General features: G+C 66.2%; 16 protein-coding genes. All 16 read right to left on the reverse strand.

The genetic code is table 11. The features are described 5' to 3' along the window. Positions 1–2480: NAD-glutamate dehydrogenase domain-containing protein (locus AB0H00_RS30270; protein WP_357273004.1), on the reverse strand; the 2480-nt coding region annotated here is incomplete at its 3' end. A 170-nt stretch (positions 2481–2650) separates the two neighbouring features. After that, complete coding sequence (locus tag AB0H00_RS30275; protein WP_357273006.1) at positions 2651–3328, reverse strand: hypothetical protein; 678 nt, start codon at positions 3326–3328, stop codon at positions 2651–2653. A gap of 1 nt (position 3329) precedes the next feature. After that, complete coding sequence (locus AB0H00_RS30280; protein WP_357273008.1) at positions 3330–4355, reverse strand: hypothetical protein; 1026 nt, start codon at positions 4353–4355, stop codon at positions 3330–3332. A gap of 77 nt (positions 4356–4432) precedes the next feature. Next, a complete protein-coding gene (locus tag AB0H00_RS30285) occupies positions 4433–4786 on the reverse strand; it encodes a helix-turn-helix transcriptional regulator (protein ID WP_357273011.1) in 354 nt (117 codons plus the stop codon). Positions 4787–4802: 16 nt separating this feature from the next. Continuing rightward, the gene (eccE, locus tag AB0H00_RS30290) at positions 4803–6527 is read right to left on the reverse strand and encodes a type VII secretion protein EccE (protein ID WP_357273012.1); all 1725 of its coding nucleotides are present in this window, start codon (positions 6525–6527) and stop codon (positions 4803–4805) included. Further along, positions 6524–7882, reverse strand: coding sequence for a type VII secretion-associated serine protease mycosin (gene mycP, locus AB0H00_RS30295; RefSeq protein ID WP_357273014.1), 1359 nt, complete (start codon positions 7880–7882; stop codon positions 6524–6526). The genes eccE and mycP overlap by 4 nt, the downstream gene beginning before the upstream one ends. Beyond that, positions 7882–9405, reverse strand: a complete 1524-nt coding sequence (gene eccD / locus AB0H00_RS30300) for a type VII secretion integral membrane protein EccD (RefSeq protein WP_357273016.1) — start codon at positions 9403–9405, stop codon at positions 7882–7884. Before eccD ends, mycP begins: the two co-directional genes overlap by 1 nt. Next, the gene (locus AB0H00_RS30305; RefSeq protein WP_357273018.1) at positions 9402–10940 is read right to left on the reverse strand and encodes a MinD/ParA family protein; all 1539 of its coding nucleotides are present in this window, start codon (positions 10938–10940) and stop codon (positions 9402–9404) included. Before AB0H00_RS30305 ends, eccD begins: the two co-directional genes overlap by 4 nt. Positions 10941–10973: 33 nt before the next feature. Further along, complete coding sequence (locus AB0H00_RS30310; RefSeq protein ID WP_357273020.1) at positions 10974–11804, reverse strand: ESX secretion-associated protein EspG; 831 nt, start codon at positions 11802–11804, stop codon at positions 10974–10976. Between the two features lie 87 nt (positions 11805–11891). Continuing rightward, a complete protein-coding gene (locus AB0H00_RS30315; protein ID WP_357273023.1) occupies positions 11892–12206 on the reverse strand; it encodes a hypothetical protein in 315 nt (104 codons plus the stop codon). Between the two features lie 46 nt (positions 12207–12252). Continuing rightward, complete coding sequence (locus AB0H00_RS30320; RefSeq protein ID WP_357273025.1) at positions 12253–12600, reverse strand: hypothetical protein; 348 nt, start codon at positions 12598–12600, stop codon at positions 12253–12255. A gap of 45 nt (positions 12601–12645) precedes the next feature. Next, complete coding sequence (locus tag AB0H00_RS30325) at positions 12646–13968, reverse strand: PPE domain-containing protein (protein ID WP_357273027.1); 1323 nt, start codon at positions 13966–13968, stop codon at positions 12646–12648. A gap of 30 nt (positions 13969–13998) precedes the next feature. Further along, positions 13999–14316, reverse strand: coding sequence for a hypothetical protein (locus AB0H00_RS30330; protein ID WP_357273029.1), 318 nt, complete (start codon positions 14314–14316; stop codon positions 13999–14001). 111 nt (positions 14317–14427) lie between these two features. Next, entirely contained in the window at positions 14428–18432 is a 4005-nt protein-coding gene (eccCa, locus tag AB0H00_RS30335; protein ID WP_357273031.1) for a type VII secretion protein EccCa, read from the reverse strand. Next, positions 18429–20012 (reverse strand): type VII secretion protein EccB, encoded by a 1584-nt coding sequence (eccB, locus tag AB0H00_RS30340; RefSeq protein ID WP_357273033.1) that lies wholly within the window; start codon positions 20010–20012, stop codon positions 18429–18431. Before eccB ends, eccCa begins: the two co-directional genes overlap by 4 nt. A gap of 247 nt (positions 20013–20259) precedes the next feature. After that, positions 20260–22020, reverse strand: a complete 1761-nt coding sequence (gene eccA, locus AB0H00_RS30345; protein WP_357273036.1) for a type VII secretion AAA-ATPase EccA — start codon at positions 22018–22020, stop codon at positions 20260–20262. Positions 22021–22309 lie beyond the last annotated feature (289 nt).

Genomic DNA, 22309 nt, shown 5'->3' on the forward strand with positions numbered 1-22309 from the left:
GAACCGAAACGCAAATGCACACCCTCCACCCTGGGGGAATACACGAAAATCTCGAACTGCGGCCTCGGCTTCGGCAACTCCGCAATCGCATGCGGATTCAGCTTGACCGACAGGTAGTCCAGAGGGTTGCCCGCGTCGTCGCGCCGGTAGTAGTTGGTGCGCAGTGTGGCCTCGATCAGACCGAACAGAGCGCGCAGAATCCGGTCGGTGTCCAGGCTGACGACTGCGTCGATCTCGGTCTGCACGCGCTCGGCGAGCGCCGCGGCCCTGGTTGCGGCCTCCGCGCCGACACCGTCCGGATCGAAGTGCGCGGCGAACAGTTCGGTGCACGACCGCGCGGTAGCCGGATGGGTCAGCAGCACACGGGTGATGTTGCCGAAGGTGTAAGCGAATCCGGCCTGCTGTAGGTATTTCGCGTAGGCGCGCAACAGCACCACCTGACGCCAGTGCAAGCCGGCGCGCAGCACCAGCTCGTTGAGACCGTCGACCTCGGCACGGCCGAACCACATCGCGGTCACGGCGTCCGGGAAGCGTCGTCGCACACTGGTTTCCGGCAGCGATTCGAGCTCCACCGAGTGCGCGAGGTGTGCGAGAGGCTCGCTGTCGAGCGCGTCGCGCAGCTGCGCCGCGGCGACACGCAGTCCGAAGTCGTAGATCCAGCGATCCGGCCGATCCGGCAGCGTGATCTGGTAAGGCCGCTCGTCGACGACTTCCACACCCAGACTCTGCAATACCGGAAGGACCCGGCTCAGCGAGATCCCCTCTCCCGCGACATACAGCGTGAATCGCCACTCCCCCGAGGAGGATTCACTCTGCCGGTACAGGTTTGTGTCGATGGCACCGTCGTCGAGCCGCTCGAGCCGCCGCAGATCGGACAGCGCGTGTGCGGGCTCGTGGTCCTGCTGGTAGCTCGCCGGGAACGCGGTCGCGTAATCGGTGGCCAGCGCCTGCGGTACATCGGACGCGCCCGCGGCCTCCGCCACCAAGCGATCGCCCCAGGTCCAGGTTGTCGCCAGCAGCAGCTCCTGGATCCGCTCGCGGTTCTCGTCGGAGATGTCGGCCGGTTCGGCACCGGGCTTGCGGTGCACTGTGAAGTAGACGACGGCCAGTTCCGATTCGGTGGCACGCGCCGAATAGGCGATCTGCTCGGCATCGAATTCGGCCCGCAGGATGTCGCCCATGCGAAGTCGGACCTCGGTGGAGTAGCGGTCGCGCGGCAGATAGACCAGGCAGTAGATGGAGTCGCTGCGCGCGTCGCGCCGGATGAACAGCCGCACTTGCCGTCGCAGGCCCAGATTCATGACCGCGGAGACGGTTTCGAACAGTCTGCGCGCGTCGGTGGAGAACAGTTCGACCCGAGGGAACGACTGCATCATCTCCAGCATCGCTTGCCCGGAGAACGAATCGAGCCCGAAACCGGCCCACTCGACGACCTGTAGCACGCGACGCGAGATGACCGGGATGTCGAGGATGTTCTCGTGCAGACCTGCGACGGTGAAGGTGCCGACGAATACGTGCTCACCCTTCACCATGGCAACGGTGTCGCCCCAGGACGCGCGACCGCTCGGATCAGTGCCGCCGTAATCGGCGACGCTGATGAAGTACAGATCCCGGGAACCCGGCACCAGCGAGTCCACCGAACCGTTGGCCATGCGAAGGACCGTCCGCTTCGCGCCGACCACAGGCACGCTGATATCCGCGACAGCGCCGTTGCTGAGCACGCCGAGCCCGGTACCCGGCAGCTGCCACGGTTCGAAAGCGGCATCCGCACTCGGCGCGGAGCGACGGAAGTGATAGTAGCCGTAACCGAGCGGAGTGAAGTGCCCGTCGGACAACCAGCGCAGCAGTTTGGAAGTTTGGGGAATCTCGGCGTCGTCAGCCCATTTGGCGGCCTGGTCGAGCTGATCGGCGACGGTGCTCAGCACCTCGACCATGGTCGGAGTGTCGTCGGCGACCTGACGCAGGTCGGCCAGCAGCGGCGGCAGCGCACGCTCGATCCGGTCCACCAGCTCGTCGGCCAAGCCGGTGCCGAGCTGCACGTGGATCCACGACTCGCGCAGCGTCTTTCCATCGGTCTCGCCGGTCGGTTCGGCTTCGCCGTCGCCCGCGATGGTCAGCAACTTGCCATCCGCGTCGCGGGCGACGTCGAACACCGGGTGCACCACCTCGGTGACCGTCGCGCCGAGCCGGCGCAGCGCAGCGGTGACCGAGTCGACCAGCAGCGGCATGTCGTCGTTGACGATCTGGATCGCGGCGCCCATCTCGGTGCTGTCGTCCGGGCGGTAGACCCGGGTGGTCGCCGACCCTGGCGCGCGGGTGGCGGCCAGCTCGAGATGCTGCCGGAAAATCCGCTCGGCCCGATCCGTGATCGCCGAGGCGGAGGCACCCGGCTGGATCCACCGGAAGTAGACCGCCTCCAGATCGGTCGGATCATTGCGGAACCGCTGTGGTGTCATCGTCTGCTGGGTGGTTGCCGCCATCGATCCGTTGCCTTCCCGAGAACTGCGCTCGTACGTTTTCGTACTTCAAATAACGTACCGCTAGATAACGGCACGATCAACAGTGTAACAATAATTACGCTCACCGGACAGCGGTCATGTGCTTCCGGATCAGGGATTTTTCCGGCCGAGGGAACGCGAGCGATGTACCGTCAGCGGACCAGTCCCGCCCGCGAGAGGAAGGTCTGGGCGGCAGCCTTACCGGCGAACGTCCCCGTCTCCAACCGCAGACCCACCCGGGTGTCCGCGTACCAGACGGTTGCCGACGGCCCGATCGCGGCGTAGACGGGGCCATCGACAAGGGCCGTCCCGCCCGCGGCGCGCCAGCGAGAGATGCTGTCGGCCAAGCGATCCGGCTGTGCGCGTTCGGCATAGAAGGTCAGTTCCCTACCGCCCGCGATGCCACCGAAGAGCATCGGATGATTGGCGGCGATCACGCACTTCTCGCCTTGCCCAGCGGAATCCATCCGCTGACACGACGCCGCCGAGCGCAACGGCTCCGGCACGACTTCCTCCGACATGGCCCCAGGGAATGAGGGCAGCTCGATCGAACAGGACCGGGCAACGACGAGGCCGAGCACAACCATGACCAGGATGGCCACACCGAGCGCGCGCCACTGCCAGCGCGGATAGCCTGCGGTCACAACCTTTTCCGCCTCGGCACCGAGCTTCTCGGCGACCTTGAGGAGCTTGGCGGGCGCTTCCTCGACAACGGACTCCACCGCGTGCACGACAGCGCGCAACGGCGCCCCACAATGCCCGCAGCGAGAATCGGTACCGGTATTGCGGTGCGCACAGTACTGGCAGATCAGCTCGGGTGGCCTCGACACGTCAGCGCCCCGTGACGACGATCGAGGAGATCGCGGTGGTGTTGATGGATGCATCACCCTTGGAATTGAGCACGGTCAGCACGATCTTCGAGGCGCTCACCGGTGGCTCGATCTTGGTCACCACCAAGGTGCGCTGATCGAGCGTCGGCTGCGTGTAGACGGTCTTGTTCCCATCGTCGAACTGATATGAAACTCGGCTGACGGTGCGGTATTTCGCCCACTGGTCGGTTCCGTCCGGCCCGATGTTGTCCCAGCCGGGCATGATGCCGACCGAGTCGATCTGATAGGTCTTGCCCAGATCGATCGTCATGACCTGGCCGTCGACCTTGTAGGCGCGCACGCACGACCACGCCTTGCCCGACTGTCCGCCGAAGGCATCCATCGCCGAGGTGCTGCCCGGCGGGCATTTCGCATCCGCAGACTTCACCTGGATCAAAGAGCCCGCCGCTGGAGCCGCGGAAGTCGCCGGTGCCGCCGATGTCGGCGGCGGGGTGATGACCAGGAGCTGATCCTGCGCCGTGTCCTTCTCTTGGCCTCCGGTGGTGATCAGCAGCAGCACGAGCAGGACCGCGACAACCGCGCCGACAGCCAGCGCCACCTTTGGCTTACGCAACTGGGTAAGGGCGTCACGCCCGACCTGCTTGGCCGGCGCGAGCCGGTCCGCCTGGGTAGACGCGGGGCGTTCCGGTTCCGGTTCTGGCTCCGCAGGCGCGTTCACCTTAGCGGCGACCGCGGAATAGTCGGCCGCGTAATCCATTGCGGGCGTGGAGTCCTGCGACTGACCGTTCAGCAGCGCGAGGATTCGCTCACTCGCCCTCGGGCCGTCGCCGGAGCGCCGCCGTGGCGCGGACGCGTCCGGTTCCTCGTCGAAGTCGGGAATAGCGAACGCGGCCGCGCTGTACTCCGGCTGCTCGGGATTCCCCAGCGTCGCCACGCTGGACTGCCCGAACGACGGATCGGACAGCAACGCGTCCAGGACCACACCTCGATGACGGAGAAATACATCTCCCGGGTCCTCGTCGGGCATGGTTCGGATCGTATCCGGACCATGCCGCCCACCGAGCCGGCACTATTCCCTCTGGAGAGAACAGCTGACGGGTCCGGTCAGCGCTTCTTTTCCTCCGTCACAAAATACTCCGGCGGCACATCGAACACCCGGGCCAGCGCGATCACCAGATCGAGCCGCGGGATCGCGTCACCGTGGATGAGCCGGTACAAACCGGACTGCGACACCGGCACGTCCGGATACGCCAGTTCCAGATGCTGCGCCAGCGAGTACAGCGTGAGCGAGCGCGTCGATCCGTCCTCGGTCGAGACGACGGATTCCGCGATCAGCTCCGACAGCCGGCTGGAGAATATCGCCGCTGCCGCCTGTCTCGGGGTCAGTGCGTCCCCGACGTCCGGATGAGGGAAATCGCCGCCATCGGAATGGGTGTCCGCTACCACGGTGATAGACATTAACCGACCACTCCCATCAGCTCACGCGACGGCCACCAGGTTGCGGCGGCGCAACCGTGGACCCAGAGGCCCCCGCGCCAATCGCGGGCGGGCCGTCGACGGAATCGAAATAACGTGTTTCGCCTCTCGGCTCGATGAGGTCGACCCGGACCGTGCGCATCGGGATGCTCACGTCCACTGCGGTCGCGCTGACCTGATTGATCGCGAGATCGACCGAGCGCCTGCGCGGACCGCCAGGCTCGCTGATGGTGACCGTCGTGTGCGCGCTGGACGCGCGCGGCGGCAGGTGGTCGAAGACGGCAATGGTCGCGGGAATCTCCGCGGCCGGATCGCCCTCGCTCCCCGGCCCCCCCGTGCCGTATTCCGCCATGCGCAGCGAGCGGGGGTCACCGACCGCGGCGACGAGCTGCCGCCAGCTGTCCGGCCGCGCCGAGTGGATCTCCACATCCGCGCCGACCACCATCGCCCGCAGGACGATCTGCTGGGCGACCGGCAGCATCGCGTGCACGTCGATCGTGCGTCTGCGCGGGTTGTAGCGTGCCGGGTCGAACAGCGGCAGCGCCAGGGTGTGCCGTGGCTGACCGCTGATCGCGCCCAGGATCTGACCGTTGGGGCCGATGGCGATGGCCAAGTCGGCGACGAGGTCATCGGGGGCGATGTCGGAGCCGGATTCGGCGCCACGCAGGACACGCACCGAGGTGCCGGTAGGCAACGAGGCCATCAGCGCCATTGATTGGCCACCGCCGAGCAGCCGCAGGTAATCCGGAGGCGCGGTGGTCACGGCCGGGCCGACGAAACGCACGATCGCGCGCGGACCCGCCACGTTGTCGGTCAGATTCACCACGAGCGTGGTGCGGCCGCGGTTCCAGGTCCAGCAGTCATCCAGGCCGACGCCATCCAGGCGCGTCCAGTCGATCAGGAAGCTGGTGACGCAGCGGCCTGGTACCGAAGATTCCAGGCAGCTCCAGGTCTCCCGCAGGTCGGTCAGCTCGACCCCCGCGTGCAACAGCCGCGTCGCGTCCCGCAGGGCCGCCGCGGGGAGCGCGTGCGCGGCGATTCCGCGTTCGCGTAGCCGCCCCGCGATCCGGTGCGCGGCGGTGGCCAATGCCTTGGGGGCGACCACCGCGCATGGGCCGCGCTTGCTCAGCGCGGCCAAGTTGCGTTCCTGGTCCAGCCGCACCACCAGCCAGGTCAGCCGGTCGCCGACCACCGGGTGGGAACCGATCAACTGGTCGTACAGCATGCTGTAGCTGCCGGTCGACCGGACGCGCTGCCCGGTCGTCACGATGTCGATGTCGACGGCGATGCCGAAGTGGTCGAGCATCGGGTGCAGCATGTCGACCGGAATGGTGTCCTCGGTGTAGAGGGTTCGCTCCGCGATGACTGTCGGAAGATCCAGGTTGGGGGCGAGCTGGATCATCGCGACGAGTGTGGTGTCCGCCTCGTTGATCCCGCACACGCCCGCCGCGACCTCCACGTCGCGGATCCGGGCGAGTGTCACCCGTTCGCGCGCCCTGGCGGTGCGGCCGAATCGGAACTCCGCCCAGTCGAGCAGCCAACGGGCACTGGTGCGTCCGTTCACCCGCACGGTCACGGTCGTGACCAGGAATGTGACGACCACCGCGCTCACCCACCACGGCGTCTTGGCCGACAGACCGACCAACAGCGGGCTGCCGACGACCACGATCGTGGCGAAAGGAGCACGTTCGACGCCGGCGACCCGAATACTCGGAAAGCTCACCGTCGCCTCCGGATTCCAGCATTCCCGCGGCTCCCGCCGAGACCGAGCAGCACGGCCACGACGATGACGGCTGTCGCCGTAACCGCGGGCCGCAGATCCTTCGCCCGCGGCGGTGCCGGCATGGCGAGCTCCGAGGAACGGAACAGCCCTGCCGGCCGCTGCGGCGGCGTGCGGTAGCTCAGTGCGGCCAGCGGGTCGATCATGCCCGCACCGACCGCGTTGTCGATGCCGCGGGCCGGAGCGTGCGCGCTGGCCTGCAGCCGGGAGGCGATCTCGGCGGGAGTCTCGTTCGGAAAACGCGACCGCAACAGCGCGGCGACTCCGCTGACATAGGCCGCGGCGAAGGACGCGCCGCCGACCGGCACCAGTTTGTCCGGTGTCCCGACGCCATTGATCAGACCACCACCGCCGGGCCCGAGCGACTCGATGCCGGTCCCCGGCGCTGCCACCGAAACCCACGGCCCCGTCAGCGAATCCGGCATCGGCGCCCCAGTCGCGCTGGTGAATCCGACCGTGAGCACATCGGAACCGAACCAGCCCGGCGTCGAAATCGTCTTCACATCACGCCAATTGCGCGCGTCGGCGGGCCGGGTCGGGTCGATGTCGGGGTTCTGCGAGCAGTTGGCACTGCCCGTGCTGTTGCCCGCACCAGCGACGATGAGCGCGCCACGGACGTGCACAGCGTGTCCGATGGCCGCCGACAGCATGGACTGGTCCAGCCGCGAGTCCGCGGGCACGCAGATCGGCAGCGAGACTGTGATCACCCCGGCTCCCAGGTTGGCCGCGTGGGTGATCGCCCGCGCCATCGTTCGGATTTCGACGGCGATCTGCTGGGTCGGATCGGAGCTCGGCCGTTCGAGGCTGAACGCGCCGGAGCGGGTGCGGAGCGAGATGATTCGCGCGTCGGGGGCGACGCCGGCGAATCCGTCAGTGGGGTCGGATGCCGCGCCGATGATTCCGGCCACCAGCGTGCCGTGCGCATCGCAGTCGGACAGTCCGTCGCCACCGGCTGCGACGTAGTCGCCGCCGCCGACGAGGTTGGGTAGCCGCGGACTGGGCTGCACGCCCGTGTCGATGACCGCGACGGTGACGCCGGCGCCCCGGCTCAGCGCGCGGACGCGCCGCAGGTCCAGCGCCAGTTCCGGCGGCGGAGTGCGGGTTAGATCGCTCTCGGGAAGCACCCCCGCGGCGAGGCAGCCTTTGTCCTGCTTCGTCGGCAGTTCCGGTCCCGGCGGGTCGTCCTGCGGTGGTGAGCCGATCACCACCTGTGGCGGTTCGAGCGCACCCGCAGGCGCGGCGGTGACGGCGAGCAGGACCCCGGCGAGGACCGCGACGGCAGCGCTGCCGACCTTCATCAGATTCCTCGCATCGCGGTGTAGACGCCCATTATCCAGAAGGCGATCACCGGAACCACCAAGATGAGCGCATACTCCACCAGATCGATGACACGGCGGGTCACAGGCGACAATCGCTTGCCCGGCAACCGGAGCGCCGCGACGCATGCGACACACGCCGCCAGGGTGACTACCACTCCGACCACCAGATCCGCAGCCGGGGTCCGGTATGCCCCGACCAAAATGAAAGCGACACCGCACACCGTGACAGCGGCGGCGGTGATCAGCGCAATCGCCTGGACTCGGTCCGGATGCCAGCGCGACCGCATCGCAAGGAGGCCGGCGATGGCCGCGGACATGACAATTTCTCGGATGCCGCCGGGACTGACCGCGGCCGTGATCACGGCGGAGACCGAAAGCAAGGCCGAGATCGCGGCGATCAGACCGCGCAAGCTGGTCACCGCCAGCCGTGCCCGGCCCTCGATGCCGACCTCGTTGCTGCGGCGCTGCCGTTCACTGTCCTCGGTGTGCTCGTGGTCGTCGCGCACGGTCTCTGCGTCGAAGATGTCGGTCAGCGTGGTCGGTGCCACCTCATTGCCGGGGTCGGGCAGATCCGGCGGTCGGATCCGCGCGATAACCACGGCCAGGCGCGGCGCGGCGGTCAACAGCACGATCCCGACGAACACCACGCCGCCTGCCACCTGCCCCACCGACAGATCGAGATACGTCAGCGGCAGGGCCGCGGCGGTCACTGCCACGCCGAGCACCGTCACCGCCATCAGCGTCGCGATCCCCAGTCCGCTCAGCCGCATCATGGTGGCGGCGGCGACTGCGGCCACCACCGCTCCCGCTGCCAGATTGGCCGCGGCGAATGGACCCGGCTGGCCGTAGGCGGGCGGCACCAGCATCGCACCACCGGCGAACAGCAGCGGAGTCGCCGACAACGACAAGCCGAGGCATACCTTGGCCGCGGCACCGCGACGCCGGGACGCCGCGGCCGCAGCCCAGCAGAGCAGGCCGAGCAGCAAGGCGGGCAGCCCACACCACAGGACCGAGCCGGTCCGGGTCCACGACCACGACAGCATCGCGGCCACCGCCGCGGCCCCCACACCTAGCACTGTGAGGCCGACGACCGCCGCAGTGTTCGCGTCGAATTCGGCGAACTCGCGCTCGTTGATCAGGGCCAGCGCGTCGGTGATGTCCTCGACCACCGGCGTGAAGACCTCCGCCGACTCGACCACCGACAGCATCAACACCGTGCCGTCGGTGACATCGTGGTCGCCGAGACTGCGCCAGCGCGGAATCGGCGGCTCACCGGGGCGGGCCAAACTCCATTGACCCTGCGGTGGGGTGAAGTCGACGCTCTCGTCATCGATCGCCGAGGCCAGCACGACCAGCAAATCGTCGATGAATGTCTCGATGGTGAACTTGGTCGGCACCACCACGTCGACCTGGTAAGTGGAGATCATCACGGCGATCCGGGCACGTGCCACCTCCGCCGATGGCTGCGTCCCGGTAGGCGCGGGCGCGACGGCAGTACTCATCGCCACCCTCCGCGGTCGCCGGAGCTGTCGGCGCCGCCGGTCAAGTACCCGGGGAACCCGTCCGCCAACCAGGCGGCCAGTTCCTCGAACGCGAGCAGCGACTCTTTCTCGAGCAACCGCAGGTCGATCTCTCCCCCTTCGGCCAGGTGGGCGTCGTAAGGCAGCACCGTCGTCGGACGATGGGCGGTCGCGAACAGCTTCTCGATAGCGTCGACGTCGACGGTCGGCTTCACCGGCTGATGGTGCACGATCGCGACGATGGACTTCGCGATCAGGTGCTGCAGGCCGTGTGCACTGAGCCAGTTGAGCGTGGCGACGGCGCCGGTCACGCCGCCGACGGTAGCCGGGGTGACTACGACGACGGCGTCGCTGGTCTGCAGGACGGTCGCGGTCGCGGAATCGAGCACACCGGTCCCGCAGTCGACCAGCAGCAGGTTGTAATGGCGGCGCAGCACTTCCACGGCGGTGGAGTACTCGCGGCCGGACAGCGCCTCGGTGGCCTCGGTGGTCCACGGCGAGGCGATCACGGCGAGGTCCGCTGAATTGATCGAGGTGAACGACTGCACCGCGGAGAACGCGTCCAGGTTCTGTGACACCGCCAGGTCGCGCAGGGTCAGCCCGTACGGGTGCCTGCTGGTGCGGGTGGCGAGATCGCCGAAGTCCGGGTTCGCGTCGATCGCCACCACCCGGTCCGGACGCAAGCTGGCGAAGGTCGAGCCCAGTGTCGCCGCGGTGGTGGTGCGGCCGACGCCGCCCTTCACACTCACCACCGCGATCTGATAGGTCGAGGTGAGCTGTCGCCGGATGCGGTTGCGGCGGTCCTCTGCGCGCTGTTCGGCCGGGGAAAGTCCCAGGTTGAAGCCGACTTTGTTCAACGCGCCGCGAACGCCTGAATTGGAGCGCAGCTGGGCGCGCCGTGCGGCCGAGATGTCGGCGAGCAGCTCGATCGAACTGAGCGCGGCGGGCAATACTTCGATCCGCGGTGTCTGGTCGTAGGCCGAGCGGTCGACACGCTCGGGAACCCATGGCGTTGCCGATCCGGACTGCCAGTCCTGGTCGGGCGACGCCGAGTCCGTGTGAGCGACCGCCTGGGATGGCTGCTCAGTGGAGTGCTCGGCCTGCTGGAATGTCTGGTGTTGCTGGGTCGGCTGCTGCTGAACAGTCGGTTGCTGGGCTGTGTGTTGCTGGGGAACCGATTGTGGCGGGGCCACAGTCGGCGGCGCGGCGGAATAGTCTCTCGGCTGCGCGTTCGCTTGCGGCGGAGGCGCGCTGGCGCCAGCCGGTGGTGGCCCCACGACGCCCGGCCTCGGGCGGTGGCCGAATTCCGGCGCGGGAGGCGCCTGCGGCTCGCGTGGCGCGCCCACCACGGGATCGACGTGAGTGAACGTGTCGGCATCCTGGCGGCCTTCGGAGCCGGGCCCCTGCGCGACGGATGCGTCCGTCAGCTCGCCGGTCTGTGCGAAGTACGCGTCGTAGCCGCCACGAGCCCGCACGGCCTCGGTCGAATGACCGTTGGTGCTCGGTGCTCGGTTCATTTCGTCGTCCTCTCGACAACCACGGTCCGACTGTCAGCCGATTCTGCTGGTGTCGAACCAACTTCGGCCTGGCAGCAGGTCGATCAACGCCCGAATGCCCGACCGCAAGGCCGCATCGTCGCCGGGGGCGAACGTCGACCAGATCTCTCCGTCCATCGCCTTGCTCGGGGTGGCGATGATCCGCCCCGATAGCGTATCCAGAACGCTCAGACTCACCTCCGCTTCTGCCGAGACGCCGTCACGATGCTCGATCACTTGCACCTCGGCGCGACGCACCACCTCGTCCAGCACCCGGCTCAGCACACCGGCCGTGTGCGGCTGAGCGCCCAACTCTAGCAATGCCTGCCGCCGCTCATCCTGGTCAGAAGGAACCTCGGCGAACTGCTCGAGCGTCGCGGTCAGCGGCTCAAAGCTCGGCGCCTCGGCGGGACCGAGCGCCGCGGCCAAGGCTGCTGTCACGTTCTCCAGGCCTTGTCCCTCCTGAAACATCGACTGAATGACCACATTGTCGTCGCAGCGCACCGCCAAAACATGCGTCTCGCCGCTGCGAACCAGCGAAAACCGCAGCATCCCTTTCGGTTCGCCGTCCAAGCCCGTAGCCAGGATGTAGGCCACCAGCTCCACGTCCGGTCGGTAGAGGCAACGCAGCCAGTGTTCAATCGTCGGATGCACGCTGTCGCCGTCGATGATGCCCACCTCGGTGAGCTCTTGCGCTACGACAGCGCGCACCCGCTCCTGATCGTCGATGTTGTAGATGTTGGGCATCAATGCCAACACCGGCGGATAAGAGTCGATGCCGACCATGTTCTGCAACAACAAGGCGGCATCGACATTCAGGTCAATCGCAACCGGATCGGATTCCACACCTTCACCAAACACGTAGTTGTCCGGTGTGCAGCCTAGCCGCACCGTAGCCGAGACGACAGAGCGAACAGGGGGCTGCAAGGACTACTACCCGATCGACAGGAACCTAGCGCCCTGTGCCGAGTCGGTCTCCCTCATGAAGCCTTCACTTCCTGAGGTTTGGCCGATCTTGGCCCGCACCTGCGCAAGCTGCCCCTGGTAGCCCGTACCTTCCTTGGCGTCCCCGAGCTCCGCCCTGAACTTGTTCATCAGCGGGTTGGCGACGTCCGCAGCCATACCGGTGAAGACAGCCTCGAGCTGCTTGATCAGGCCCTGCAAGTGCGCAGCGTTCGCGTCCATTCCATTCAAAAGGGTCCCCACGGTGAGATTCGTCGAATCTACGTGACTGTAGTTGTACTTCATTGTCTGTCAGCCTTATCTGTGATGTGCCCGAGGTCTACTTATCGTCCTACTGCCACGAATTGGTGTCGACCGTGTTGTTGACGCCGCTGGGAGAAACCGCCCCTTGCACGCGAGCAGCCCCTTCCAGGTCCTGCGAATCAATTTTGATACCGGTGTCCTTCAAGGTGTCAATGATTTCCTGAAGGGTTCTTGCCATCTTCACACCAGACGTGTGTGCGATTTCCATCGTGGACTGGATTGCCTTACCAGTTCCATCACTTTGGACAGCAACGGCGAAATCGTCCTTCAGACTCATCCAGCTTCTCAGGTAGCCTTCTAGTTCAGTTTGGACAGCCATCGCATTCTGCGCGGTTGAGATCAACACACTAGGATCACCGTTGTATTCGGTGGCCATGGTTGTTTCCTTTCTCGGTTGGATCTACATTCCACCTCGGTGTGGTCACCGGGGAGGCTCTGAATCGGTTATCGCCACATCGTCATCGGGGCGCCCGAGGACGCCGACCAGCAACGGGCCGTCGGTGGCGACCTCGTCCGGACGGTCGTCGTCGGCGTACTCGATGACGCCGATGATCGGAGGCCGTTCCAGGACGGGTACGTCCTGGGGTTCACCGGGTACGAACACCTTGGACTTGTCGCGGTTTTCGTCGCGACGCCGTCGCCGCATCTGCGCCTTTGGAGCGGTGGCACCGCGCGGCGCCGTGTTGCGCGACGCAGGTCCGGTCGTCGCAGGGTTCGATGACGCTCCGAACGCCGCGCCGCGTCCCAGCGACCAATTCGAAGGCATCCGGAACCCCGTCGACGCCCCCGGCATGGAGCCGGCCCCGCCGCGAATCATTCCGAGGGCGACGAGACTGCCCATCCCGCCATTCAATCCGGCCAAGGTCGGCGAGGTCGGGTCGGTTCCGTAGAAACCCTGCTGGTCGAAAGAATTGTCGCCCATGGCGCTGTCCGCCCCCGAATAGGTCGACGAATTGTCCGTGGATGGCAGCGACCGATCCGCATCCGACGGGACCTGATCGGTCTCCCTCCCCGACTGCGTGGGGTCGGAGGTGGACTCGCGCGGATCGGTAGTGGACTTCCCTTCGTCCGAACCAGTATCTCCGGTATTTTCCTTCGAACCGGTCTCGGTCGTATTCTGTGCGGTGGTTTTCGACTGAATGGGTGAGGTGTCTTGTTGCGGTGAGAAACGGTCGATTACCGTCGCCGTTACCTCCGGACCACCACCGACAATCGGCTGCGGGATGATCGGCGGCGGCAGCGCCGACAACACGGACACCGTTGCGCCCGCGTAGCCCACCATGACAGCTGCGGCTGCGGCTGCGATCGCACCATATTCGGCCTGGTTCGCCGCGAGCTCGAGTGGAGTCATCACGTTGGGCGTCGCGAGAATCAAGCCGAGCTGTGCCCGGTTCTCGGCGAGCCATGCGGCCACGCCCTCCATAGCGGCTGCCGCTGCACTGTACGCCGCCGCACCGGTAGCCGCCAGCAGCGCGGCTTCAGCAGCCACGGCGGACTGCTCCCGCAACCATGTCGAATGATTGCGAAATGCCCCCTGCGCCTTATCGGACGACGACCCACGATAGGTCTCCGCCATACTGTTCATCGAGCCATCGGTTCCGCTGGCCGCGCCGGCCAGCGCTTCAGCCAGGGCCGAGTACGCCTTCGCGGTATCTAACAGCGAACTCGGGCCAGGGCCACTGGTCAACCGGAGGATATTCTCCTCCGGTGTCAGCGCAATGAATGCGAACGGTAGCGAAACCATGACAGCAGCCTTCGCTCGAATTATCTTCGATTACTTGACAAATCTTGAACTCGTCGAGAGCACGTTGCCGCCGCTGAGGATGTCTTCACCGGAATAGGCGGCGCCCACCTGCGGCAGCGTCGCCTCCGCGCCGACGCGGTACGCGACGCCATTCACCGTGGAACCGAAGACGCCCTGCCCGTAGGGGGCTAGTACCCCGGGATACAGTTTGCTCACATCGTCGTTCCCCGGCGGCATCGGGACGGCATTCGCAGCGGACGTACCGATCACCCGGATCAAATCGTCGGTCGAGATGCCGAGTTGCGCGCTGATGAGGGGAAGATGCTCGGGAGTGATCTCAAGAGCCATGGGAAACTCCTAACGAGGTGGTGCCGACTCATATCGAGCGGTACACAGAGAACGCTAAGGCATCCCCAACATTGGGAAGGCTATCGTCCATGCCGGCTTCCGCCTGTCGAATCAGTTCCCCGGCATCGATGCGGATTGCACGAGATCCCTTCGGGACAAAAGAGGTTCGACCAGGATGCCGCGGCCGACAGGTTGCTTCACGGCCTTCACGTCCCCAATGAGAAGACCGTCCAGCTTGGAACCATCCATGATCAGACCCGACGAGTTCAGGTTCTTCATCTGGCCGAGCACGTTGTCGTACATGGCGGTGTCGGCCTGCGCAATATTGCGCGCCACGATGACATGCAAGCCCGTGTCGCGGCCGTCGACGATGATGTCCTTCAATGGCTCCAGCGGGCTGAGCTGGCCACGCTGCGCGACCATGTGATAATCGTCGATCACCACGAATATCTCGGGTCCGCTCCACCATGACCGGTCTTTGAGCTGCTGGGAGGTCACCCCGCTGGGTGGGCGTCGGCCGCGCATCTTCTCGACGAACGAGGGTAGGCCGTCCTTCACGTCCCGCTCGCTGGTCAGGTAGCCGATCAGCTGGTCTTCGGGGATGGCGTCCATGTGCTGTCGCCGGTAGTCGACCAGCAGGATACGAGCTTGATCCTTGTTGAACTGCTGGCGGATCGACTCCAGCAGCGCGGCGATCACAGTCGACTTGCCACATCCCGAGGAGCCGAGAACGATCAGGTGCGTCGAGACGCCGAAATCAACTGCGGCAGGCCGAAGATCGGACTCGCGCAGGCCGAACGGCACCACCAGCCGACTGGCCAGCGTGGTCGGCTCCGGCGCCAAGGCGCGGATCTCCGCAAGACTGACCTCGGCGGGCAGCAGGCGCACCTCCGGCGCCCTGCGATCCGGGTAGGAGCGATTCAGCTGCCCGATCGCTGCTGTCAAGCCGGCACCCGCCGACTCGGGCTCCCCTGTTCCGTCGATGCGCGGCAACGCCGTCAGCATGTGCAACGCCTCGTTGGAGATACACCGGCCCGGACGGTCCGGAGGGATCGCGGCGACCACGTTGCGGTGGGTGCCGAACACGGTGTCGGTAAGGTCACCGAGTCGCATCTCCAGCCGGGTCTGCAGCAAGTCCTTGATCGCGGGTCGGATTGCCGCCCAACGCGAGCTGCTGATCACGAGGTGGATCCCGTAATTGAGACCTTGCAGAGCAAGCGATTCCATGACCGGTAGATACTCGTCGAAGTATGGCCCGGTGACGGCAAAACCGATGTCCCAACCGTCGACGACGAGGAAAACATCGCCGTGCGTGTCCCCACGGGCGCTGAGCTCGGCTGATTCCCGCGGCGAGGTCCGCCGCCGCCGGAACTCGCGCATCGTGTCGATGCCGAGTTCGCTGAACAGCGCCTGCCTCCTCGCGAGGAGGCCCGTGATCAGGGCGAAAGTGCGCCGGATGCGGTCTACATCGCGCGCCGGCGCGATCGAGCCCACGTGCGGCAGGTTGCGCAGTCCGGACAGGCCGCCAGAGAAGTCGAGGCAGTAGAACTGCACCTGCTCAGGGGTGTGTGTGAGTGCCGCCGACATCACCAGCGTCTGCAGTGCGGTCGACTTGCCCGACTGCGGGCCACCGACCACGGCCACATGTCCACCCGCGGCGGACAGATCCACCGACCACACGTCCTGGCGCTGCTGGCGGGGCCTGTCCACGATCGCCAGCGGAAGTCGCAACGAGCCTTGTTGAGCCGACCCGATGAGCTTGTCGAGGGTGGGCGGCATGCCCAGCGGGGGCAGCCACATCTTGTGCGCCGGCCTGCCGTGACCGGCGAATTGCTGCAGCACGATTTCCATTACGGTCACCGGCTCGCCGTCGGCGGTTGGCTCCGGCGCGAGCGACTCGGGCTCGGCGATCGGAACGGGCCGCGCATCGACGATGTGCCCCGCAATGAACCGCTGTGGGGGCCGATACCCGCCGCCTGGTCGTCGCACGCGCTGGGCGGTGACGGTGGAGTTCTGCACCGGCGCGATGTAGGGCGCGCCGACATACGCGGCCTGGAATCGTTGCAGATCACCGGATCCGACGCGCAGGTATCCGGAGCCCGGCTTCTTGGGCAGATGATAGGCATCTGCCGTTCCGATGGCGTCCCGAGAGTCTGCGGTCTGATTTGTGCGCAAAGCGATTCGATACGACAGGTGGGCCTCGAGCTCACCCATCCGGTTGGCGGGCACCTTCTGCGAGGACAGCAGCAGGTGGATGCGCAGCGACCGGCCGAGGCGGCCGATGGCGACGAACAGCTTGGCGAAGGACGGGTGCTGCTCCAGAAGTTCGGCGAATTCGTCCAGGATGATCAGCAGCGTGGGCAGCGGCGGATGATCGGCACCCTGCTCGCGGGCTCGCTCGTAGTCCGCCACGTTGGCGAAGTTGCCCGCGTCGCGCAGAATGCGTTGCCTGCGGGCCATTTCGCCGTTGATCACGTCCTCCATACGAGTGACGAGATCGGCTTCCTCCTCCATGTTGGTCACGACGGCCGTCACGTGGGAGAGACGGTCGAAACCGAGAAAGGTCGCGCCACCCTTGAAGTCGACCAGCAGCAAGTTGAGGGTATCCGGTGAGTGTGTCGCGACGGCCGAAAGCACCAGGGTACGAAGGAATTCCGACTTCCCGGAGCCGGTCGCACCGATGCACATGCCGTGCGGGCCCATACCCTCTTCGGCGGATTCCTTGATGTCGAGATAGACGGTTCCGCCCGCCGGGTCGTGGCCGAACGGAATGCTCAACCGCGCCCGGTCCGCGTCCCGCCGTCGCGGCCACTGCTGATCGATCCGGACGGCGCCCGGATCGGGCAGGCTCACCATCTCCTCCCACGAGGTGCCGCCGCTGGCCTGCTCGGCAGCAACGGCCTCGACAACCGTGGACAGTCGGTAGGGCGAGATGCTGCGTGCCATCGCCGTCATCGCCGATACCGAGAGCGAGTCGGCGACACCGACCCGGCGCAGCCCGCGCGAGGTCACCTCGTTCAGCGACCGATCGTCGCTCACGCTGAACCGCAGCGCGCGCGGAAGATTCTGCTCCGCGGTGCCGAGCCGTACCCAGGTGCAGCCGTCGATGCCAGAGATGTCACGTTCGCTCGCCGGTCCCCCGACGTCGACGATGAGCAGATAATGTTTGCGATCCAGCGTCGGCTGCGAATTCGCGGAGAACGGACCACGATTGAGGCCCGCAAGCACCTTCGTCCGCAGTTCTGCGACGGTCCGGTACACCATCCTGCTCGAGCCGATCGCGTCGGTGTCGCTCGGATGCTGAGTGTGTGGCAGCCATTTCAGCCAAGACCACTCCGGCGCATCCGGATTCGCCAGCACCGCGGCGACCGCGACCTGGTCCGGCCCGTGCAGCACAACCACTTCGGAGATCATCGCGCGCACCAAGCCCGACACCAACTCCGCGGCACCTTCGATGCCGACCTGCGGCGCCGACAGCAGATTGATGGCGACGGGCATGCCTCCCACCGTGGAGTACGCCTTTGCGAACCGGGTCAGCTCGACGACGCCGACCGGATCCAGATCGGAAGTCGGCGCGGCCTCCGGCACAATCACGCGAACCTGGTTGGCGATGCGCCCCCGGCCGACCCGCACGCGCAGGAACTGCGGACTGGCGACCTGCACCTCCCACATCCGCTTGCCGCCGATCAGCCGGGCGATCTCGTCTGGGCCAGGATGCGTGTAGCGCAGGAATGCATACAGTTCGGCTTCCGCCCCGTGCACCGTCTTGCGACTGTCTGTGATGCTGCGCAGGTAGTCTTTGCGCTCTTCGTTGAGGCTCGCCGCTCCGCCGCTGTTCCCGCCGAGCGCGCCACCCATCATGCCGCCCATCGAAACCAGCATCATGATCGGGAACATCATCATCATCGGATTCGGGGGCCCGCCGCCGCGGAACATCATGACCATCATCCCGGCCATGGCCGCCACCATGATCACCGGCATGATCATCCGCAACCGCGACGGCGGGACCGGCTTGGGCAGCTCGGTCGGCGGCTGCAGTCGCAGTTCTGTCACGGCGGGGGCTTTGGGGCCACGCACCGTCCGGGCGGGTCGCACGAATCGGCGCGTGGTCGTCATGACCCACCTCCCAGTCCAGCGACGATCTTGTTGGTCGGGATGCCGTCATGCTGAATGCGGGCGTCCTTCGCGGACAAGACGGGGCCGACCGCGAACAGCGAGATTATGCTCCATGGCGCCGGAACCGGCGCCCGCAGCGCGAGTGAGGTCAGCGTCGGGTCGTTGGCACCGGTCTCACCTACGACGATTCCGTAGCGCACGCCGCTGTCAGAAACCCAGTACAGCGATTCCCGCAGCGGCGATCCTGGTTCAGCGCCGGTCACCTGCACGAAGCGGCCGGTGTCTCGCGGCATGAAGGCGGCGTCGGCGGTGGTGCCGCGCGACGCGGATGCGGTCACCAGGTCGACAGCAAGGCCCTGCTCCTCTTGCGTCAGCGGCAACTGCCTGCCGACCAGGAGCTCGGTCGCGGCGTTCGGGTCGTTTCCGCCGCGCGACCAGTGGTAGCAGGTCACTCCGGAACGTTCGGGGTCGACCAGCCGGATCGGCCTGGTGGGATAGGTCGCGGTGCCCGGCCACGAGCCCGGCCGTAGATTGGACGCGATCACATCTGGGCCGACAGCTCTGGTGGATACCGCGCCTTGTGAATCGGCGTTGCGGATCATCGCCGCGAGCACCGGACTCACCCGGACGACCCCGGTCTCCGAGACGAGGTAGTACGCGGCCCCCTGATCCGGGGCGGACACGGTGAGCACGGACCCGATCGGTGTGGTGAACCCGGAGTTCAGGGTAATCACGTTCCCGGATCCGGGAACATCAGGCACCCGCAGTGGCGGCGCCTCCGGAATCGCATTGATCAGCCCTTTGGAGGCGGCGGTTACCGGAGCGGTGGAATCGATGCCCAATGCCAACGCGACCGCGGTGTTCGCCATGTCGATCGCCGCCCGAACCACGCCCTTCTCGCTGTCGCCATAGACCAACCACGTCGTGGTGTCGTCACGCAGCAATCGCGCCTCGCCGTCGGCCAATTGGCGAGTGGCGTCGCCGTCGACAGTGAGGGGGCCGCCGATCGCGGTGGTGCGCACGGCCGAACGACTGATCGTCGGCAAACCAGTAGCCGGGTTCACCGGTGCTGCCGCGCCGATCTTCGCGGTGTCACACACCGTCCACGACGAGTCTTTCTCATTGCTGTCGACAATGCTGCCGGGCGCGCCGGGAATGCCGACCCACGGCCCACGCGGATACTTCGACAACTCATCCCCGGAGACCTGCACCGGTTTGTCCGGGGAACCGACGATGAGGCGCGCCGATGTCAGATTCAGCGCCGGGAACAGTCGATTGTTGAGACGTACGAACAGCGCACCGGTGTCCTTCTCCGCCACGATCTTCGAATCTCCCACCTTCTTGGCGGGTTTGAAGAACGCCAACACCGCCGCGCCGGCGATGATCACACAGGCCATAGCGATACCGATGGACAGCGCCGTGGACCGGCCGCGCTGTGGATCGTCGATCATCGAGGCATCCCGACGGACCAGCGCGTGTTCGATCCGACGCAGCAGAAAGCGCCAACCAGAGATCTGGTGTTTGGTCACGACCCGGAAGCGCGCCACCGGTTTCAGTTCCTTCCGCCGACCTGTTGTCACACCATATCCACCGGTCAAAGCGCGAATACGGAAGCACTTCCCAATCTTGGGAATTCCCGGTAGGCGCGCGGGACAGCCGAGCCCGGAGCTCTGCTGCGTCATGGCGGACAGCGATCACTACTGGGACGACTACCGCATCAGCTCCAACGGCGACGTTGTCGTCGGAGAGATCCGGCGCGGGCGAGATCCGGCGCTGGTCAACGCACGGCGCGCTGCACAGTTGATCCGAATGGGTCCGCTGGCCGCGTCATGCTCGCGCCTTGGGTGCAAGGCCCTCCAGTGCCGCCGAGACGTCGAAGGCGTCGATCGTCATCAGCTCCTCGTCGGTCATCGCAGCGATGTCGGCGTTATCCCGGGTAAAGCGATAGTCGCGCTCGGCTTCGGCGGCCTCGACGACGTTGCGCACGAAGCGACCGTTACCTGCCAGGTCGATCAGCCGCCGACCATTCTTGCTCTGCCCGGCCAGCTCTTCGCAGCGGATGCGCAGTACCTCCCGCGCCTGCTCGGACAGGATCGAATCCTTTTTGCCCGCGATATGATCGGCGATCTGCACCAGTTCGCCCGCGTCATAGCTGGCGAACCGAATCCGCTTGGTGAATCGCGAGGCGAGACCATCGTTGGATGCGAGGAATCGGTCGATCTGATCCTCGTACCCGGCGATGATCACGACCAGCTTGTCCCGGTCGTTTTCCATCCTGGCCAGTAGGGTGTCGACCGCTTCCTTGCCGAAAGCGTCACCGCCGGAGAGGCCTTCCTGGATCAGGGTGTACGCCTCGTCGATGAACAGCACGCCGCCCAGCGCGGAGTCGATCAGCGCATTGGTCTTCGGCGCGGTGTGGCCGAGATGGGTGCCGACCATGTCGTTGCGCGACACCTCGATCACGTCGGCGTTCTCGACGACCCCCAGGCCGGCGAAGATCTTGGCGATCACGCGGGCGATGGTCGTCTTGCCGGTGCCAGGCGGGCCGGAGAAGATCAGGTGTTGTGACCGCGAATCCACGGCCAACCCTCGCTTGGCACGCACCTGGTCCATCAGGACACCGGATTTGAGCCGGTCGACCTGCTCTTTGACCGAGTCCATGCCGATCTGCGCCTGCAGCAGTTCCGAGGCCTCCGCAAGCAGCGACTCCCGTTCCTCCCGCGCCGCACTGGCAGCCGCCTCGGCCGGATCGTCCCCGGTTTTCGGATCCCATTTGTTCGTTCTCGACCCGATGAGCGCGGCGGTAGTGACCTCGAATCGGTACGACTTGTCGCGCACCGCGCGCTGCCATTCCTCGCGTTCGGGCCACAGCCCGGAACCCTGCAGGCCCTTCAAGATTTTGTCGGCGGCGTCGTGATCTCCGCTGTGCCGCATCAGCATGCCGAGCAGAAAGTGCGCGTCGGCCCAGATGTATGAGAGGTTCCCCGAAGAGCTGTCCTCGACGATCCGCTGCGCGCGTGGCATGGCCTCGCCGAATCGGCCGAGGTGGGCCAGCGACTGGGCGGCCATCAGCTCGGCCGCGATGTCGAGCAGGCCGTCTTCGAGCACCGGCCGCGCGGCGCGAGCGGCGATGACATCGGGCCACCGCCTCGTCCGGAAGTACAGCGACATGCGGACGAAATCCGCGACGTCGTCGCTCGGGACCTCGTCGAGAATGGCCGCGGCTTCCTGCCATTCACCACCCTCGGCATACGCGCAGGCCTGCGCTATCGCGATCTGGTCGCGATCGGCCATCGCGACACGCAGCCCATACATCCCGATCTCGACCTGACACCATAGCGCCCGGTCGACCAGGCCGGCACGCTGCTGATCACGATAAAGGTTGTGCACCGAACGGTAGGCACCGTAGATCACCTCCGAGGTGACCTCGCCCGCCATTGCGCGCCCCAGCCAGGCATCGCACATGTCTGGATCGAGGTCGGTGGCGGCCCGGAACGCCGCTGCCGCGTGCTGTTCGTTGCGGACACCGCCCGCGACCAACCCAAGATTCTGAACACCCGTATAAAACGCGTCCTCGGCCGCTGACACTCGGACTTCCCTTCCGCCGAACTAGCCTGATCAACGATAGATTCCCGCCGTCACGCTCCGGACTCGACCTCTTCCCACAATTGGGAAGAAATGCGAAGTACACTTCGTCGTCGCCACCGGGCGCCACAGCGCCGGGCCGGACAACTGGTTCGGCCGCACGCTAAACCCTACATATACCCATTTTGAACGAGCCGTCAGATAGCGGTATGGTTTCTCGAGTCGGCAAACATCCGCCTGGAGACAACTCGCGGCGGCTGGCGAGCCGCGATCCGGCCTCCAGCCGTCGCAC

The organism is Nocardia sp. NPDC023852 (genome assembly GCF_040639505.1).
In the GTDB taxonomy this organism is placed as follows: domain Bacteria; phylum Actinomycetota; class Actinomycetes; order Mycobacteriales; family Mycobacteriaceae; genus Nocardia.

What these genes read in the sequence shown, in the direction of transcription:
- AB0H00_RS30285 (WP_357273011.1), bottom strand. Translation starts at nt 4,786, where the DNA reads ATGTCTATCACCGTGGTAGCGGACACCCATTCCGATGGCGGCGATTTC.
- AB0H00_RS30320 (WP_357273025.1), bottom strand. Translation starts at nt 12,600, where the DNA reads ATGGCCACCGAATACAACGGTGATCCTAGTGTGTTGATCTCAACCGCG.
- AB0H00_RS30280 (WP_357273008.1), bottom strand. Translation starts at nt 4,355, where the DNA reads ATGCCCGACGAGGACCCGGGAGATGTATTTCTCCGTCATCGAGGTGTG.
- AB0H00_RS30325 (WP_357273027.1), bottom strand. Translation starts at nt 13,968, where the DNA reads ATGGTTTCGCTACCGTTCGCATTCATTGCGCTGACACCGGAGGAGAAT.
- mycP (WP_357273014.1), bottom strand. Translation starts at nt 7,882, where the DNA reads ATGAAGGTCGGCAGCGCTGCCGTCGCGGTCCTCGCCGGGGTCCTGCTC.
- AB0H00_RS30330 (WP_357273029.1), bottom strand. Translation starts at nt 14,316, where the DNA reads ATGGCTCTTGAGATCACTCCCGAGCATCTTCCCCTCATCAGCGCGCAA.
- eccCa (WP_357273031.1), bottom strand. Translation starts at nt 18,432, where the DNA reads ATGACGACCACGCGCCGATTCGTGCGACCCGCCCGGACGGTGCGTGGC.
- AB0H00_RS30315 (WP_357273023.1), bottom strand. Translation starts at nt 12,206, where the DNA reads ATGAAGTACAACTACAGTCACGTAGATTCGACGAATCTCACCGTGGGG.
- AB0H00_RS30305 (WP_357273018.1), bottom strand. Translation starts at nt 10,940, where the DNA reads ATGAACCGAGCACCGAGCACCAACGGTCATTCGACCGAGGCCGTGCGG.
- eccD (WP_357273016.1), bottom strand. Translation starts at nt 9,405, where the DNA reads ATGAGTACTGCCGTCGCGCCCGCGCCTACCGGGACGCAGCCATCGGCG.